At 46.9% G+C, this 16,956-nt stretch carries 11 protein-coding genes and 1 tRNA gene; 6 read left to right on the forward strand and 6 right to left on the reverse strand.

Annotated elements, in window-relative coordinates; all coding sequences use genetic code 11:
* Window positions 1–5: 5 nt before the first annotated feature.
* From F3J22_RS22435 to F3J22_RS22460, 6 genes are all read left to right on the forward strand, one after another.
* Entirely contained in the window at window positions 6–2,099 is a 2,094-nt protein-coding gene (locus F3J22_RS22435) for a prolyl oligopeptidase family protein (protein WP_240155145.1), read from the forward strand.
* Between the two features lie 26 nt (window positions 2,100–2,125).
* Window positions 2,126–3,454 (forward strand): lysine N(6)-hydroxylase/L-ornithine N(5)-oxygenase family protein, encoded by a 1,329-nt coding sequence (locus F3J22_RS22440; protein WP_167020169.1) that lies wholly within the window; start codon window positions 2,126–2,128, stop codon window positions 3,452–3,454.
* Between the two features lie 22 nt (window positions 3,455–3,476).
* On the forward strand, window positions 3,477–4,883 hold the full coding sequence (locus tag F3J22_RS22445) for an MATE family efflux transporter (RefSeq protein ID WP_167020170.1): 1,407 nt from the start codon (window positions 3,477–3,479) through the stop codon (window positions 4,881–4,883).
* Window positions 4,884–5,014: 131 nt separating this feature from the next.
* On the forward strand, window positions 5,015–5,179 hold the full coding sequence (locus F3J22_RS22450) for a hypothetical protein (protein WP_167020171.1): 165 nt from the start codon (window positions 5,015–5,017) through the stop codon (window positions 5,177–5,179).
* A gap of 11 nt (window positions 5,180–5,190) precedes the next feature.
* The gene (locus F3J22_RS22455) at window positions 5,191–6,066 is read left to right on the forward strand and encodes a sterol desaturase family protein (protein WP_167020172.1); all 876 of its coding nucleotides are present in this window, start codon (window positions 5,191–5,193) and stop codon (window positions 6,064–6,066) included.
* Window positions 6,067–6,157: 91 nt separating this feature from the next.
* Window positions 6,158–6,814: a hypothetical protein gene (locus F3J22_RS22460; RefSeq protein ID WP_167020173.1), complete on the forward strand. Its 657-nt coding sequence runs from the start codon at window positions 6,158–6,160 to the stop codon at window positions 6,812–6,814.
* A 115-nt stretch (window positions 6,815–6,929) separates the two neighbouring features.
* Here the strand turns inward: F3J22_RS22460 and F3J22_RS22465 are convergent.
* The 6 genes from F3J22_RS22465 to F3J22_RS22490 all read right to left on the reverse strand — a co-directional run bounded on the left by F3J22_RS22465 (window position 6,930) and on the right by F3J22_RS22490 (window position 16,905).
* A tRNA-Arg gene (locus F3J22_RS22465) sits at window positions 6,930–7,006 on the reverse strand.
* Between the two features lie 170 nt (window positions 7,007–7,176).
* On the reverse strand, window positions 7,177–8,700 hold the full coding sequence (locus F3J22_RS22470) for an aldehyde dehydrogenase family protein (RefSeq protein ID WP_167020174.1): 1,524 nt from the start codon (window positions 8,698–8,700) through the stop codon (window positions 7,177–7,179).
* Between the two features lie 2 nt (window positions 8,701–8,702).
* Window positions 8,703–9,593 (reverse strand): DUF1338 domain-containing protein, encoded by an 891-nt coding sequence (locus F3J22_RS22475; RefSeq protein WP_167020175.1) that lies wholly within the window; start codon window positions 9,591–9,593, stop codon window positions 8,703–8,705.
* A 12-nt stretch (window positions 9,594–9,605) separates the two neighbouring features.
* A complete protein-coding gene (locus F3J22_RS22480; RefSeq protein WP_167020176.1) occupies window positions 9,606–11,903 on the reverse strand; it encodes an aminotransferase class III-fold pyridoxal phosphate-dependent enzyme in 2,298 nt (765 codons plus the stop codon).
* 4 nt (window positions 11,904–11,907) lie between these two features.
* Window positions 11,908–13,812 (reverse strand): trehalase family glycosidase, encoded by a 1,905-nt coding sequence (locus F3J22_RS22485; protein WP_167020177.1) that lies wholly within the window; start codon window positions 13,810–13,812, stop codon window positions 11,908–11,910.
* Between the two features lie 6 nt (window positions 13,813–13,818).
* Window positions 13,819–16,905, reverse strand: a complete 3,087-nt coding sequence (locus tag F3J22_RS22490; RefSeq protein WP_167020178.1) for a glycoside hydrolase family 2 TIM barrel-domain containing protein — start codon at window positions 16,903–16,905, stop codon at window positions 13,819–13,821.
* Window positions 16,906–16,956 lie beyond the last annotated feature (51 nt).

Below are 16,956 nucleotides of genomic sequence, written 5' to 3' on the forward strand. Positions count from 1 at the left end.
CAAAGATGCGGACGCTGATAATTATCCTTCTTACTACGCTGCATGGCTATGCACAAACTGTAATGCAGGATACCACCATTGACAACTATGGCGGTACGCCCGTAGCTGACCCTTACCGCTGGCTGGAATATGATGCTGCTATAAACACCAGGAACTGGATCAGTCTTCAGCGTACAAAAACACAACATTACCTGGATGCCATCCCATTCAGGAAAGCATTGACCGAACAACTCTCTGCCACCTGGAACTTTTCCCGTGAAACACCACCGGTAAAGGTGGGGAATTACTATTTTTTTACCAGAAACAATGGGTTGCAGCCACAAAACGTGTGGTACCTCCGTAAGGGGCTACAGGGGCAGGCTGAGGAGCTGCTTGATCCGAATAAATTATCGGATGATGGCACAGCTGCTGTAACAATGCTGGGGTTCTCCGGCAACAACCGTTACCTTGCTTACGCTGTGGCCAGTGCCGGGTCGGATTGGAATACGATTCGTATCATGGATATCGCAACGCGGAGAACGTTGCCGGATGAAATGAAGTGGGTCAAATTCCCTAAAGCTGCCTGGAAAGGCAACGGGTTCTATTACAGCCGCTACCCGGCCCCTGCTCCCGACCACGCGTTAACTGCGCGGAATACGCTGAACCAGGTATATTTTCATAAGCTGCGTACAGCACAGGAAAATGATAGTCTTATATATGAGGCACCTATGAGCGTAGCAGCTTTTGTAACATCGGATGAACGCTTCCTGATTATTTCCTCCCTGCCCGGTTCATTCCTGGGATATAAAATGACAAGCAGCACTGGTAACGCCTTGCATTACCAGGATCTTTCGCTGCCCCATGGTCACCTGCTCCCTTTACTTTCCGGGTATGAGCATCATCATATCATCGTTGATAATGTAGGAGAAAAATTACTCCTGCAAACAGACGAAGATGCACCCAATAACAAATTGGTACTGCTCGATCCAGTACATCCGGAAAAAACACATTGGCAAACGATGATTCCAGAACAATCTTCATCACTTGAAAATATCGACGCCGGTGGAGGATACCTGTGGGTCAGCTATCTGAAAGATGCCAGCAGTCTGGTATGTCAATATGATTATTCCGGAAAGAAGGTTAGGGACATACAACTACCCGGCATTGGTACCGCGCGCAACTTTTCTGCGAGCAAAGGTGATAAAGATATATTCTATATCTACACAGATTTTACTACTCCGGAAACTGTCTACCGTCTGAACATTCAGGATGGAACATCAGTAGTGTACCGGAAACCCGGTTATAAAGGTGCTACCAGCGGCTATGAAACCAAACAGGTATTTGTACCATCGAAAGACGGCACACCGATCCCCCTCTTTATAGTATATAAAAAGGGGCTACGGCTGGATGGATGCAATCCTGTATTTATGCAGGGACATGGCGGATTTAAACGTAACCTCACTCCTTTTTTTCATGTACCCCGGATGCTGTTTCTTGAAAGAGGCGGCATTTACGCTCAACCAAATTTGCGTGGCGGAAATGAATATGGAGAGGCATGGCATCAGGGTGGCATGAAAGGCAACCGGCAAAATGCAGTGGATGATTTTATTGCAGTTACTGAATACCTGATCAGGGAAAAATATACTCGTCCGTCGCTGATCGCCATTACCGGTGTTTCCACAGGTGCTGTTATGATAGGTGCTGCTATCAATCAGCATCCGGACCTCTTCAGAGCAGCTATTCCGGTGGCAGGCTGCATGGATATGTTACGCTATCACAAGTTTACTATCGGTAATACCTGGGCGGAAGAATATGGCACCAGCGATAATAAAGAACAATTCGCCTATCTGATCAGGTATTCTCCGCTGCACAACATTACTACTGGCAAGTCATATCCTGCAGTCATGGCACTCACTGGTGACCACGACGATACGGTGGTGCCAGCGCATTCCTATAAATATATTGCTACCCTCCAGCAAAAACAAGGTGGCAACAACCCTGTCCTGATCCGCATAGACAGTAATTCCGGCCATGGCCCAGGTAAACCTACACAAAAAGTGATTGCAGAAGCTGCCGACGCCTGGTGCTTTATTTTCCAGGAACTGGGTGTATCCTGGTAAGGATTCACAGAACAAAAACAAAACACATGCAAACAGATAAAACAATTTATTCAGTGATCGGTGTCGGAATCGGTCCTTTTAACCTGGGACTGGCAGCATTGCTGCAACCAGTACCAGAAGTTTCCGCTATTTTCTTTGATCAGACGGAGCACTTCGACTGGCACCCGGGATTAATGCTGGACAATACCACCCTGCAAGACCCGTTCATGGGAACAGACCTCGTTAGTATGGCCGACCCTACCAGTCAATACAGCTTTCTTAATTTTCTTAAACAAACCGGCAGGTTATATCGCTTCTTCATCCGTCACGACTTTTATATGCTACGGCGCGAGTATAATGTCTATTGCCAGTGGGTGGCCGCGCAGCTACCAAATTGCCGTTTCTCCCATCGGGTAACAGGCATCCAATATGAAAATGGCCACTATGTTGTAACGGTACAGCATATACGTAGCGGAACAATAACGACATACCACGGAGAACGGCTGGTGCTAGGCACCGGCACCCAGCCACATATACCATCTTTCATCAGTAAAAACAAACTCCCAGCTGTCATCCACACTTCTGAATACCTGGCACACCGGAAAGAAATCCAACAGCAGGGAGAACTTACGATCGTTGGCTCAGGACAAAGTGCGGCAGAAGTGTTCCATGATCTGCTGCCAGCTGCAAAAGACGGCTTCCGGTTGAATTGGTTCACACGGTCTCCCCGCTTCTTTCCGATGGAACATTCCAAACTTACGCTGGAGATCAGTTCGCACAACTACATAGAATATTTCCAGCATCTGCCCGCCGACCGGCGTGCCGGAATACTGGCCAAACAAGATAATCTCTCAAAAGGAATCAATAGCAGTCTGATAGACCAGATCTACGATTTACTATATGAGATGACGGTAGGTAAAAAATCAATAGACGTTCAACTACATGCCAATTGTGAATTGACCTCCCTTACTCCTATAGCCCAACATGGAGGTTATACACTGCAGTTTATCCAGACAGATCAACAGGAAAACTTTTCTCACCAGACCAGGTACGTGGTATTGGCCACAGGCTACAGGTATAACCCGCCAACTTGCCTGGAAGGTATTAGTGACCGTATTCGCTACAACCATAACGGAACATTTCACGTACACCGGAACTATACGATAGACGTCCATGAAAGTGAAATATTTGTGCAAAACGCCGAAACACAGTCCCACGGATTTGTAGCACCGGACTTAAGTCTTGGTGCCTATCGCAATTCGTGGATCATCAACAATATTACCGGCAGAGAAGTATATAAGCTGGAAGAACAGGTAGCATTTCAGCACTTCGGCGTGCGGCATATCCCTGAAAAAGCTGACATGATAACAATGTAAGAAGTTTTGTAAAACGATTAACATGAACTCATTTATTGTCCGCACCCGCTCTGTCTTCAGCCTGATAAAGGTAGCCATGACCGGGAAGGAAAAAAATTTCACTACCATTAGCGTAGCCCGAGCTGCATTTCTGTTGTCGCTTCCTGCGATGATAGAGTTACTGATCGAGTCTTTGTTTGTAGTAATAGACCTGTTATATGTGAGCCGGCTAGGCGATAATGCTATCAATGTAGCCGGCATGACAGGCTCCATTATCCTTGTAGTTTACGCGATCCCTGTTGGACTTAATATTGCTGCCAGTTCTCTCATCGCCAGGCGTATAGGGGAGAAAAAGCCGCGTACTGCAGGTTTAACTGCGGTGCAATCAATATATACCGGTGTAGCGGCAGCTATTCTTTTCAGTGTGCTGGCGATTACCTTCAGTAAGTCCATACTGCATGCCTTAGGTGCTACCGGCCAGATGGTACAGGAAGGGCAACAGTATATGCAGATCCGGTTTGGCTGTATCATTTTCCTGATGCTGCGGGTATTGCTGAATGGCATCTTCCGTGGTGCCGGCGATGCTGCAATGGCTATGCGCACGTTTATCCTGGCATTTTTACTAAATGCCTTGCTGGGCGGTATTTTTATTTTTGGATTTGGTCCTGTTCCTGCGTTGGGACTTACCGGCGCGGCCATTGCCAACGGCATCGCCAATATGCTGGCAGTAAGTTATCAATTCTATTACTTCCGTCAGAAAAAAACGGCCCTGATCATTGGACGGTCACAGTTGAACGTAGTTCCTTCCGTTATGAAAAAGCTTTGGAAGCTTGGCGCTGTTGGTACTTTACAATATCTGATACCAGCCTCCAGCTGGTTGCTGATGATTACCATTGTAGCACAGTTGGGAAAGGAGGTGCTCACCGGATACATCATTGCCGACCGTATTATCGTATACGCTACGTTGCCAGCCTGGGGGATTGCCAATGCCGCGGGTGTATTAACAGGGCAAAACCTTGGCGCCGGAAAACCAGAAAGAGCCGAGCAGTCCGTATGGAAAACCGGCCTGTTCAACATGTATTTCCTTGGGATTATTGCCTGCTTACTGTTACTGTTTACCGGACCTATTGTTGGCATATTTACCAGTGATCCCGGTGTAAAAATAAATGCCATGCTTTATTTACAGTGTATGGCCGTTGCATTTTTCTTCTTCGGGTATACGATGGTTATCTCCCGGTCACTCAACGCTGCTGGTTATATGAGCGTGGTCACCTGGATGTATATCCTTATGTTTTATATCATACAATTACCGCTGGCATATGGACTCGGCATCGGCCTGAAAATGGGTTCCAAAGGCATCTTTGGTGCTATCCTCTTATCTGAAATTGTGCTGGCAACCGGTTGCATAATCATCTTTAGAAAAGGTAAATGGAAAAATATCCGGATTTAAAATGCCTGTTATGACAGATATACTGCTAATCTTAAAAAAGCTTGTGCTCGGCCTGTTACTGATAGCTGTACCGTTCCTCATATTCTTTCTGGGGTTCTGGCTGATCACTCATTTTGGATAAAAATTCATGTATGAAAATTGAAAAAAACGTCGCAAAGAAATTGATCAGAGATGGAATAATTTCCCTCTTCATTTATGCGCTTCCGGTATTGCTGATGTTTCTCTGGTTCTATGTGAAAGGAGAGCATCCCTGGAAAGAACAACACAAGGAATTACAAATTAAATCAGGTAAATAATAATATATACAATGATCAGATATATTGAGCTGGTATTTCAGCACCTGAATGGCTGGGGCCTTCCGCTGTTACTACTTATGGTTGGCTGTATTGAATTTTTTTTCGGACTGTATAATAAAGAGGCAGACAGGAACGAGTTTATGCTGGACCTGTTGAGTTTTGCCGTCCCCAAACTCATTTTCCCTCCGGTACTGGCTTATTTCAGTCTGAAGTTACTACCTGTATTATTGCCAGGGTTACAGCATACGCTCTCCTGGATTCCCTTTGTCTGGGGAGCACTGATCATCGCCATAGCAGATGACCTGACACAATACTGGAATCACCGGTTGCACCACCAGGTGCCGGCATTGTGGCGTTTCCACCGCACCCATCATTCTGCGCCGTATATGGGAGTAGCTGTATACTTCAGGAATAACCTCCTGCATGTTTTACTATTCTCACAGGTATACCTTGTAGTGATGCTGGTATATCTTGGTCTGGGGTATCCCGCGCTTTTTGTGGCCGGCATGAAAGCGATAATCGTATCGGCCGCCCATTCCAGTATTCCCTGGGACAAACCTCTTTACCGGATCAAATGGTTACATCCTGTAGCCTGGGTACTTGAGCGTTTCATCTCCACTCCTGCCACTCACCATGCACACCACGCTGTTACGTCTAACGATGGTATAGGTTACTATAAAGGTAATTTCGGTAACATGTTCTTTATATGGGACGTAATTTTCGGAACTGGCCTGATTACCCGAAAATATCCATCTGCATATGGCATTTCGCATTATGAAAAGGATGAATGGTATGCGCAGTTTCTCTGGCCATTTGTAAAATCACGTATTCCGGACAGCGAACTTTCAGCCAGGGGGCCGATGGTGCGTATGGATGATGAGGAATAAATTATGGGGCCAGGCAACCAATAACTGTTTTTCCTGTTATACATCGTCATATAACTTTTATCATTTACAAGGAAAAACAATTTTTACCACGATGAAAAATTTCTTAATTGCTACTGTAACCTTATTCATACTGGGGGTGCTGCCTGCCTGCAATATTGGCTCTCCGGGTGCGGTTAGTATCAGGTATCAGAAAATGGCGGTATTCAGTTCGCTGGAGGGAGCATTACTAAAAAACGGCAACAATATCCAGGACACGGCATTTACCAACCAGGGATGCTGTTATTATGTTTACCGTATACTGGAAATAGAGAATAACCAACCCGGTGCTACTGATTTTACATTTTTTGTTCACCAGCTGAAAGATACCCAGGCAGAGAAATTTGTACTGATCAATACCAATAACCTGACAGACAGCAGTAATATTCCATATCTTCCCCACCCGCTGCAATCAGATACTATTGCCTATCATAAATTTCTTTTTAAGCCGGAATTCCTGATTTCTGCCGGCCAGCAACTTACCCTGAAACATCATAATGATTTTATCGTTTTTATTAAGTCAGATAAACCGGACCTTACCAACACTGCAACCTTAGCCTATGGGCCAGAATTGCTGAAGTCCGGGAAACCGAGACAAATAAATCTTATATCAACCGACGAAGAAGATGCGAGAGTGGGAGTCAAACTTCCAATGGACCTTTCAGCAGGTACAGCCAGCAACTCCGCACTGGACGACTTGCTGAAGAAGTAGATGTAAGGTTTTTATCAGAATAGACCGAAGTATATCAAACCGGCGACCCGGAAAAAACCGGAAATATTAGTAGATAAAAAAAGTCGACTCTTTCGTGAGTCGACTTTTTTATTTTTGGTGACCGCGTCAGGATTCAAACCTGAAACCTTCTGATCCGTAGTCAGATGCTCTATTCAGTTGAGCTACGCAGCCGTTTCCCGTGTTGGGATTGCAAAAGTAGGAATTATTTTGTTTCTAACAAATTTATTTTCAATTTTTTATGTGATTTATAAATATAAAAGATTTTATGCAGATGATTTTATGATCATTTATTGAATGCCGGGTTACTGCATACGGCGGTAACCCAGGCATTTTCCAACATTTTAGAGATCAAATTTTATACCCTGCGCCAGTGGTAGCTGTGTACCATAGTTGATGGTATTTGTTTGCCGGCGCATGTAGTTTTTCCAGGCATCGCTGCCACTTTCCCGGCCGCCCCCAGTTTCCTTTTCACCGCCGAATGCACCCCCGATTTCAGCCCCGGAAGTGCCAATATTAACATTGGCAATACCACAGTCGCTGCCGGCGGCAGAGAGGAACAACTCCGCTTCGCGGAGGTTCATCGTCATAATGGCGGAGGAAAGCCCCTGTGGTACGCTGTTTTGTATAGCGATCGCCTCTTCGGGAGTGCTGTACTTCATCAGGTAAAGAATAGGTGCAAAAGTTTCCGTTTGCACGATGGCATCATCTGGCTGAACTTCCGCAATGCAAGGCTTTACATAACAGCCGCTCTCAAAGCCGTCGCCATGCAGCACGCCACCAGGTACCACAAAGTTTCCTCCTTGTGCCTTACAAGCCGCAATGGCAGACAAATAAGCATTTACCGCATCATTATCAATCAATGGCCCCACATGATTTGTTTCATCCAGTGGATTACCGATGCGAAGCTGCCCATAGGCTTTCACCAGTTTTTCCCTGAAACTGTCGTACACAGATTCGTGGATAATCAATCGGCGCGTGGTGGTGCACCGCTGTCCGGCAGTACCTACGGCGCCAAAGAGGCTACCGATCAGCGCCATATCAAGGTCGGCATGTTGTGAAATGATAATCGCGTTGTTACCACCCAGTTCGAGGAGGCAGCGCCCCAGTCTGGCCGCCACTGTAGTTGCAACCGCCTTCCCCATGCGTGTGGAGCCGGTGGCCGACAGCAGCGGTACCCGTGGGTCCGCAGCCAGCAGCGCTCCTGTTTCGCGGCCGCCATTAACGATACATAATACTCCTTCCGGAACATTATTGTGTTTCAATACATCCGCGATGATATGCTGACAGGCAATTGCAGACAAAGGTGTTTTTTCGCTGGGCTTCCAGATACACACATCTCCGCAAACCATGGCCAACATAGCGTTCCAACTCCATACCGCTACCGGAAAGTTAAATGCGGAGATGATACCCACGATTCCCAGCGGATGCCATTGTTCATACATTCTGTGCCCGGGACGCTCGCTGTGCATACTTAATCCGTACAATTGTCTGCTCAATCCTACCGCAAAATCACATATGTCGATCATCTCCTGTACCTCACCTAAACCTTCCTGCAGACTCTTACCCATTTCGTAACTCACCAGGCTACCCAGTGCCTGTTTCTTTTCACGCAAGGCGGCACCTATCTGACGAACGATATCCCCTCTGCGTGGTGCCGGCACGAGACGCCATTGTTCAAATGCCCTGGTGGCTGTGGCTACCACCTGTTCATATTCTGGCACACCTGCCATGCCCACCAGACCAATCTGGCGGCCATCTACCGGCGACCAGGAAGTAATATTCCCTTCACTGCCCTGCATCCATTCAATGCCGGTGCTCACGCCGGGGTTTATTGTCTTTATACCCAGTTCTTCTAAAAATTTCATTGCTACTTGTTGGTTTGTGATGAATACGTGCTTTCAAAAATCTTGTTGGCATTGGCTGCCTCAAAGCCATCCCGGCGATGTTCCCTTTTCACTGAAACCTGCGGCAGCTGCTGATATTCCGGCAGCAGCCTGCGCTCCGCAAACTCTACATATGAGCCGGAAATACGGTGAACAACGCCATCTGCGAAATTAGCTGCGATCATACCTGCTACCGTAGAACTCTGTAACAGCAAGCCGTCCGGACTCTTCTTAAATTTACCACCGGCATCATTGAGCTGTAGCCCGTGCTTCTCCAGAAACTGGTTGTATGCTTCAATATGGTTGTAGCCTTCTTTCAGATTATGTACACTGATCGTAAAATGGTTCAGGTAATAACGGTTGTAAATCGTCCAGGAAGCGTACTCGCTTTCCGCTGCCAGCGCGGAAAAGTCCGCATAGGTTGGCAGTCGCCATAAACCGCTGTGAAGGAACACATCTACTTGGTCAGGATTATCCAGATCCAATGTATCTACCGGATCAGCGGTTACTTCATCGGTATAGCTATGTATGATCTGCTGTGCTTTTTCAGATAAGTCACCTACACGCAACTCACTGATGAAAATACGTGGCAGTGCAGGATCCGGCGGTGCATACCAGTATGCATCGAGCTTCTTCTCTTCAAAATATAAATAATCTCTTTTCGTATAGCCGTGATAGATAAATATCTTTTCGAGCGACTGTATACCCAGGTGAGGCACACCAATGGTGCGAAAAGCGATATGATCGTTTTCTATTTCCTGTGCATCCTTTATCAGCCCATCTGCAATCATGGCTGATAACACACGGTTCACATCCGGCACACGCTCCCTATAGCGGCGCATCAATCCTTCCAGGATCAATTCCAGCTTATTCATGACAATGATTTATTAGAAATTAAGTTCAGTTAATACTTCATCCAGATGGCGCACCATATCTGATGCATTTTGTTTACTGAATACCATTGGAGGTTTTATTTTCAGTACGTTATATAGCGGCCCGTCGGTAGACAGCAGAAATCCTCTCTCCTTCATTTTCTCCACTACAGTATTAATTTCATCCACCGCAGGTTCCATGGTAGTGCGATCTTTCACCATTTCAGCACCAACAAATAATCCGAAGCCACGCACATCACTGATAATCGGATGTTGCTGCATGATGCCGCGAAGGCCTTCCATCAGGAAGTTGCCGGTTTCGAGCGCATGTTGCTGCATCTGTTCAGACTGGATCACCTGCAATACTGTTTTGCCGGTAACCATCGATACAGGGTTTGCACCGAAGGTGTTGAAGTATTCCATACCATTGTTGAAGGCATCAGCAATCTCCCTGGTTACAACAACAGCAGCCAGAGGATGACCATTGCCGATCGGCTTGCCCAGCACCACGATATCCGGCTGAACATTCTGCAATTCGAAGCCCCAGAATTTTTCTCCTACCCTGCCGAAGCCTACCTGCACTTCATCTGCAATGCAAAGGCCACCGGCGGCACGAATATGTTTGTATACATTTTCGAGGTAATGATCAGGCAGTGGAATTTGTCCACCTACGCCCAGTAAGGTTTCGCAGATGAATGCTGCTATTTTTCCCGGATTTTTTTCCAGTATCTGCTGTACATCGGCTGCATATTTTTCTCCTGCCAGTGGCTCATCGTAGCGGAATTCGCCGCGATAGAGATCTGGTGAAACTGCTTTATGGATATATGGCATTTGTCCGAATCCGCCCTTGCCGTCGAACTTATACGGGCTCATTTCCATGGCTACCGTAGAAGTGCCATGGTAGGCATGATCCAGCACCATCACCTCTTTGCGGCCTGTAAAATGACGACTCATACGTATCGCAAGATCATTGGCTTCACTACCGGAGTTGGTAAAATAAACGACTGCCAGATTGGAAGGCAAGGTTGCCAGCAGCTCTTTTGCATAATCTACGAGGTGATCGCTCAGGTAGCGGCTATTGGTATTGAGTGTAGCTATCTGGCGTTGCATGGCGCGTACTACCACCGGGTGACAGTGTCCTACATGGCTGGGGTTATTTACACAGTCGATGTAGGTATCTCCCTTATCATCATATAAATACTGTAATGCACCGCGCACGATCTTGAGCGGCTTACGGTAACTGATGCTGAGGTTTCGGCCGATGACAGCTTTGCGTTCCTCCAGCAGCTTACCGTAGTCGTCATTTTTATTGATCAGGGAAGGCATGCCACATGCATTGCGGAAGGTCTCGGCCGCGCGGAGCGGATTGATGCGGATAAGTGTCTGCAACAGTTCCCAGGCATCTTCTTCCGTAACAAAATGGTGGGTATTGGAAGAGCCCAGTGAGGCCTGGTAGGCAGACTGGGTAACGCTAATGCACATACGAGCTGCGATCAGGTAATAAATAAGATCTACTTCCTGTTCTGTTAGTGGAAAAGCTTCGTGGTAGCCCTGTATCACCCATGCGGCGGCCTGCAACGGGTCTTCTGCCTTAAACATCGCATAGGTACATGCAATAGCCACATTATTTACCAGGGCGGTATATACCATATCACCCAGGTCTATCAGTCCGCTGATTTTGCCATCCTGCACCAGCACATTGTAATCATTGGCATCGCCATGAATAGCGGCATGGCGTAGTTCCTGCAGTACCGGCACTACTTCCGTATCAAAAGCCAACAGGAAATATCCTGCCAGTCTGCGCTTTTCATGGTCATGAATATGCTGTAGCAGTTTATTGCAATCTGCCGCAGTGCTGATATCCCAGGTATAATGGCGGTGCAGCGCATCATGTTGAAATTCTTTCATGGCCTCATCCGTTTTACCCATGAAACGTCCAAGGTCCAGGTACAACGCTTTAGTTTTTACCGGCGCCTTGGCCCAGCAATCCCCTTCCAGCCAGGTAAGTACGCGGACGTAGTACTGTTTGCCGTCTTTAAATACAGGCGTGAGTTCCTGGCGGTTTTTATTCCGCAGTATCTGCTGGAATTTCCATGCTACATCGGTCACGGTAAGATGGTCCAGTATCCGCAATTGTGCGTCCAGGAAGGAATATTGCTTCTCCTCCCCTGTTATTTTGAGGATAAATTTCCGCCCGGAGGTATCAGTAATCTTGTAATTAAATTCATCGTAACCCTGGAGAGGGTCCACCTCTACTGCCAGCAGGTAATGTTTCTGTACCAGCTGTTTTACTTCGTTTGCTGTAAATTCCATGACGTTATTTATTTTTCAGTATCATTAACAAATGTGCTGCGGACCAGCTGAAATTTTTTGCATTCAGTCCTTTTCCTGTAACAGGATGATAGTTTTCACAGATGGGCCCGTTGGTAAGTAAGCCTGCTGCATTGTTCAGCAGTTGCTGTTCGAACATCCGAGCTTCTTTGACGTAACCATAGCGGCGTAGTCCCTGCGCACCATAGGCCACCTGGTCGAGCCATACCGGCCCTCTCCAGTACCCTTTCATCGGGTCGAAAGCCGGATGATCAGCTGCCAGCGTAGGCAGCGGAACTTTCGTATTAAACTTGCGCGGGTCTTTCATCTTCTTTAGTACCTGTGCTGCCTGCGCTTTGGTGGCCACACCTGTCCAGAGAGGAATCCAGCCTTCCGGGCCGTCTATTGTTACCAGGTTACCTGTTTTCGTTTGAAGATCATAGAAGAAACCGCGTCCGGCGTCATAAAATTTTGTGCGGATCAGGTTCGCCAGCAGGACTGCCTGTTGTGCATAGCGTGGCTTTTCACCTGCTACTGCCAGCAGCTTATCCAGGTATATTTTCTCGGCATATAAGTATGCATTGAGATCAACACTTTCCTGATTGAGCGACCATGCCTCATCATTGTTTTTCACCATGACGGCACTATCAAAACGGACGGCATTGTCCATACCACTTTCCCATGCCGCCGCGATGCGGGTGCCGTCAGTGGAGCCATACTCGCATAAACCATTCTGGTCATGGTCCCTGTTGGCATACCACCATTCGTGGTAGCGGATCAGTTTGGGCAGCATCTCTTTTACAAAAGCAGTATCGTGTGTTTGCCGGTACACTTCATAAACACCCCATCCTGCCAGTGGCGGCTTGGTATCACGCCAGTTGTTCTCCGACTTATCGGCATAAATGCAATCTGCCACCATACCATGTTCATCCTGATAATCGAACATGGAGCGGATGTTATCCTTCGCCAGCTCAGGATGGAAGGTAACAATGCCAACGGCCTGTTTCCAGCTATCCCAGCTCCATACGCCATAAAAGCCCTGGTAGTTGATGGATGGGAAAACACCGTCATGTAAGATATCTCCTGCACTGCTCCGCCAGTTGGTGATTAATGTTACCATGCATTTCACCGCCAACCGTTTTTCAGCGTCTGTAAGATGCGGAGCAGCGGAGATATAGCGCGACATATAGGTGTTCCAACGCTGGTTATTCGCTGTCAAAGACTGGTCAAAATCATAGGTAGCCGGCTTCCTGATAGCATCCGGATAATAGGCCTGTACCTGCGTTTGCTGATATTCTTTGCCTGCGGCTATTACAATTTCTTTGTTGACAGCACTGTAATTAAGACTATCAGCAGTTATTACTGTTCCTGCCGGAAATTGTACAACAAAACCTCCTGATTGCAGCGAAGACGACGCAGCATCTATCACTACATGCTTTCTGGACTGGCCATAGTAGCGGATATCCAGCTTTCTACCACCAGTACCTTTGTTGGTAATAGCCGTATGCAGCAATGCTTCTCTTCCGGAAACAAAAATCAATTGCAGCAGGATAACCAGCTGATTTATTTCCAGCTGCTGTTGAAGCATTCCGGGGAAATACCTTATATCAGCATGCGCTGCTGAAAGGTCCAGTGGCTGACCGTTTTCACTGATTGCCAACCTGGAAAATGCGCCCGACAGCCATTCTCCCTCCATACCCATTATCAGTGGACCGATAAAGGCACCATTGTCTTCTTTTCGTGCAGGCAAAGCATAGGCGTGCCATGCTCCCATATCACTGAAAACATTATCCAGGATACTTTTACCTGTAGGTGGTGTGGTTCGGAGGTCCAGCACATCAGCATATTTGCTGCGCTGTGCATTGGCCTGTTGCATTGTCAGGCCGAGTAGTAAAATCATCCATCTTCTCATAAGCACTTATTTTGTTGCAGGACGCAGTATAAATGAATAGCTATAATCCTGGTAAGGCAGCATAAACTCTGCATGTGGCGTAGCGCCCCAGCTGTTATCTCCTCCAACACCAGATTGTTTATAATCTATATTCCACCATACCAGGTCTTCATTGGTCATACTTCCACCATGATTATTTTCAGCTGCATCCCGGTCAAATTCCATACGGTCCATATTGAAATGCAGTACACCTGCAGAGAGCTGTGGTTCTCCTTTAGCAGTGAGGCCAATACCTTGTGCATTGGTGAGCGACATCCACCGGACACCTGTTCTGTAGCCACTTTCCTGTGCGCGCGGATAAGGATGAAATAACTGATCTGCCTTCATACGGTATAAGTCTACCGCGGCGGCAGTATGTCTGTCGGCATAGTTATCGAACGGTCCGCGACCCAACCAGGCAACATTATCATATTCACCGCGCAGGATGACACGCATGCCAAAACGAGGTAGTTCCGGTATAGTTTCTTTTCCTGTTTTCATCGCCACTTTCACCTGTACGGCGCCATCGCCGCTGATCGTATAAACCGCTGAATAAACAGCTTTCACCGCAGGGAATGAATGCCAGGTACGAACAGTTGCGGTATAGGGGTCATCCTGCGTAACACTCATAGAATCCAGATGAGCCGTATGAAGCACATCTTTCCATACCGCACAACGGATTTGCTGACTATTACCGATATCGTTATCTGTTGGCGCTCTCCAGAAATGTGGCTCCAGTGGCGATTGCATGATCGCCTGTTTCTTCCAGCTATAGGCAGTTAACCATCCTGTATTATTTTCAAAAGCTAATTCAAAATCATCACCGGAAACCTTTACCTGATCAGCATTCCGGAAGATGCTTATTTTCTGTGTAACAGGAGCATTTGCTGTTTCGTATATAGATGCAGGTAGTTCGAACTGTTCCCATGCCAGCAGATGACCGGCAGGTACTGCGGCAGTTTCGTTTTTGCTGCGCATTTCTATAGTCAGGAAATATTCCGTTCCTGGCTTTGCTTTCAGGACAGGCAACGACAATGCAATGTGCCTAGATGCATGTGGCGCTATAGATCCCGCTTCCAGCGGACCTTTTGCGATGGTTTCTCCATTGGAACGGATATACCATGAAAACGTATATTGATCGAGGTTAGTAAAGTCAAGTCTGTTGGTAATCACTACCTGGTCAGGTGATAATGGTACCGTTTCAAATGTGGCTGGCTGTATGACTTTCTTCAATTCATATGCCTGCGGATGTGGTGTTCTGTCAGCCGCAAACAATCCATCTGCGCAATAGCTGGTATCGCTGGTCAATCCTACCTGACCCATATCACGGCCATAGGCCCAGATATCACGGCCATTTTTATCTTTTTTCTTAAATGTCTGGTCAGAAAAATCCCAGATGAACCCGCCCTGCAATTGCTGATGACGGTAGATCAGGTCCCAGTATTCTTTCAGGTTACCGCCACCATTACCCATCATATGCGCATATTCACATTGAATAAACGGACGGTTGTTCCATCTCTTTACATACTCCAGCATAAAACTGGGAGATTTATACATCGGGCAAACGATATCTGTGTATTCATTTCTGCCGGCGGCTTCATACTGTACCGGACGTGTGCTGTCCTGCGCTTTCAGGTAGCGATAGGTAGCAATAAAGTTTTCGCCGAATTCACTTTCATTTCCCAGCGACCAGGTAATAATGGAACAATGATTTTTATCTGTTTCAAACATTCTGCGGGTACGATGCAGGTATGCATCTTTCCATTCAGGCTTGTCTGACAAGGTTTTCAACGGAGAGAAGGACATACCGTCGCATTCGATATTTGCTTCATCTACGATATATAAACCGTATTCATCGCATAGTGCGTACCATTCCGGACTATTGGGATAATGACTGCTACGCACTGCATTGATATTGTACTGCTTCATCAGTTTAATATCTGCCAGCATCCCTTCTCTGTTAATTACTTTGCCGGTGTACATGTTATGTTCATGGCGGTTTACGCCTTTGATCTTCACAGCCGCACCATTTACCAGCAGCAGCCCGTTGCGGATTTCCACTGTTCTGAAACCTGTACGGTGATTGATCACCTCTACCAGTTTACCGTTTTTATCATAGTAAGATATCAGCAAGTTGTAGAGATAAGGATTCTCGGCGTTCCATGATTTTACTTTTCCCACGGCAGCGCTGAAGTGATATTTATTGTTGCCGCTGAGTGCCTGTTGTTGTTTCCAGACAACGGAATTTTTGTCATCCAGTAATTTAGCCTGTACATAACCACCTTTTGCGGCGGTATTAAAGGCAACGTCCAGGCTGAGGGTACCATTGGTAAAGGTATTGTCCAGGCCGGCGTTTACGAAGAAGTCCTGTACAGCGGTTTTAGGCCGGGCGATGAGTTGTACACTGCGTTCGATGCCGCTTAGTTTCCACATATCCTGGCCTTCGAGGTAGGTGGCATCGCTGAAGCGGAATACCTGTACGGATACGGTATTTTGTCCTTTGCGCAGGAAGTGGGTAATATCAAATTCGGTAGCGGTTTTACTATCTTTTCCCAGACCAACATATTTTCCATTTACCCAACAGAAGAAAAATGAATTTACGGCACCGAAGTGGAGGATAACATCTCTTTCTTTCCAGTTGTCGGGAAGCGTAAAGTTGCGGCGATAGGAACCGATAGGATTATTGTTTTCCGGCGGGTATGGCGGGTTTACGGGGATCGGATATTCTACATCTGTAAAAATAAAGCGATCAAAGCCTTCTGTTTGCCAGTGTGCAGGCACCTTAATATCTTTCCAGTTGCTCACGTCATAGTTATCCGCAAAAAATTGTTGCGGTCGTGCTGCCGGCGCGGAGTCCAGGCGAAATTTCCACACACCGTCGAGTGAAAGCATAAATGGTGTGGGTGCATTTTGTAATGCAGCGTTTTCACTCACTGCGGGAATAAACCAGGCATGAGGTGCCAGGGCATTTTCGGTCTGTACCTTCGGGTCCGACCATGGTTGCGGGTTTTGCTGAGCACTTGCGTTAAAAAACAACAAGAGGGCCATTATCCATCCAAAACTATATTTCTTCATCTCTGTAACCGTGCTTTTGAAAAAATATTGCCGGCAGGCAATCACCTGCCG

The organism is Chitinophaga sp. Cy-1792 (assembly GCF_011752935.1).
GTDB lineage: Bacteria > Bacteroidota > Bacteroidia > Chitinophagales > Chitinophagaceae > Chitinophaga.

Excerpts from the sequence above, each read along its gene's own strand:
- F3J22_RS22435 (WP_240155145.1), top strand. The coding sequence starts at position 6 with ATGCGGACGCTGATAATTATCCTTCTTACTACGCTGCATGGCTATGCA.
- F3J22_RS22440 (WP_167020169.1), top strand. The coding sequence starts at position 2,126 with ATGCAAACAGATAAAACAATTTATTCAGTGATCGGTGTCGGAATCGGT.
- F3J22_RS22445 (WP_167020170.1), top strand. The coding sequence starts at position 3,477 with ATGAACTCATTTATTGTCCGCACCCGCTCTGTCTTCAGCCTGATAAAG.
- F3J22_RS22450 (WP_167020171.1), top strand. The coding sequence starts at position 5,015 with ATGAAAATTGAAAAAAACGTCGCAAAGAAATTGATCAGAGATGGAATA.
- F3J22_RS22455 (WP_167020172.1), top strand. The coding sequence starts at position 5,191 with ATGATCAGATATATTGAGCTGGTATTTCAGCACCTGAATGGCTGGGGC.
- F3J22_RS22460 (WP_167020173.1), top strand. The coding sequence starts at position 6,158 with ATGAAAAATTTCTTAATTGCTACTGTAACCTTATTCATACTGGGGGTG.
- F3J22_RS22470 (WP_167020174.1), bottom strand. The coding sequence starts at position 8,700 with ATGAAATTTTTAGAAGAACTGGGTATAAAGACAATAAACCCCGGCGTG.
- F3J22_RS22475 (WP_167020175.1), bottom strand. The coding sequence starts at position 9,593 with ATGAATAAGCTGGAATTGATCCTGGAAGGATTGATGCGCCGCTATAGG.
- F3J22_RS22480 (WP_167020176.1), bottom strand. The coding sequence starts at position 11,903 with ATGGAATTTACAGCAAACGAAGTAAAACAGCTGGTACAGAAACATTAC.
- F3J22_RS22485 (WP_167020177.1), bottom strand. The coding sequence starts at position 13,812 with ATGAGAAGATGGATGATTTTACTACTCGGCCTGACAATGCAACAGGCC.
- F3J22_RS22490 (WP_167020178.1), bottom strand. The coding sequence starts at position 16,905 with ATGAAGAAATATAGTTTTGGATGGATAATGGCCCTCTTGTTGTTTTTT.